1 protein-coding gene is annotated in these 589 nt (G+C 35.7%); it reads right to left on the reverse strand.

The window, feature by feature from the left end:
• Nucleotides 1-189: 189 nt before the first annotated feature.
• Nucleotides 190-366 (reverse strand): 30S ribosomal protein S21, encoded by a 177-nt coding sequence (gene rpsU, locus C1E99_RS01170; protein ID WP_000048054.1) that lies wholly within the window; start codon nucleotides 364-366, stop codon nucleotides 190-192.
• Nucleotides 367-589 lie beyond the last annotated feature (223 nt).

Raw genomic sequence — 589 nt, forward strand, 5'->3', positions numbered from 1 at the left:
TCTAGTTGTTTTGTCGTTATAATAATTATAAAGCATGAAATGGAAAACGAGCAACTCCTAATTGGAATTGCTCGTTTTTTTATGTATGAGCAGCTAGTTTTTGCCCAGCCTCTAGGTGTTAGCTTTTCATCTACCCACTACAGTTGACAAAGAGCCACAAAAAACAGCCCTAAGGCTGTCTAAATTCAATTAGAATTTTTTACGCTTGCGAGCTGCTTCTGATTTACGTTTACGTTTTACAGATGGTTTTTCGTAGAATTCGCGTTTGCGTGTTTCTTGAAGAGTACCAGCTTTAGTAACCGCACGTTTGAAACGACGAAGAGCATCATCAAGTGATTCGTTCTTGCGTACTACTGTTTTTGACATTATTTTCACTCCCCTCAATTTCAAAGTCTTAATCATTTTACTGTAAAACAAATCGATTGTCAAGACTTTTATTGGCATTTCCTATCGAATGTCACATTTTTTATGATAAACGAAAGTTCTATAATGAAGTTAGCCACCTTACCTTAGTCAAGAATTAGATGTTTCACTATGTTTGAGTAAGTTGATGATTTCATTTGATAACAGGCTTGAAGCTGTTAGGCAA

Origin of the sequence: Streptococcus suis, assembly GCF_002964045.1 — a bacterium.
In the GTDB taxonomy this organism is placed as follows: Bacteria; Bacillota; Bacilli; order Lactobacillales; family Streptococcaceae; genus Streptococcus; species Streptococcus suis_U.

Coding starts and splice junctions, on each gene's coding strand:
- rpsU (WP_000048054.1), bottom strand. CDS start 366: ATGTCAAAAACAGTAGTACGCAAGAACGAATCACTTGATGATGCTCTT.